Annotated in this window: 1 protein-coding gene; it reads right to left on the bottom strand. The window is 37.6% G+C overall.

The genetic code is table 11. From position 1 onward, the window contains the following. The coding region (locus FUA24_RS23400) for an arginase family protein (protein ID WP_187388373.1) at positions 1 to 202 on the bottom strand (202 nt) is incomplete at both ends.

Below are 202 nucleotides of genomic sequence, written 5' to 3'. Positions count from 1 at the left end.
TGGCGATGCATTTTCTGTAACAGCATCTGCTAAATAAATACCTTCTTTATAAACCTCGGTATCTGTTTCAATGTCATAAAGCTCCATATTTTCTGAAGCGTTTAAAAAAGCATCGGGCCCTTTATCAGCGCCTTTTTGCCATGTGCTAGTTCCGTCATAAGGAACTGGAATTAGAACTATTTTTGCACATTCTAACTTTGCA

It is taken from the genome of Seonamhaeicola marinus (genome assembly GCF_008085455.1).
Note: the sequence above shows the minus strand (reverse complement) of the source record. Positions and strands in the feature narration are given on the sequence as shown.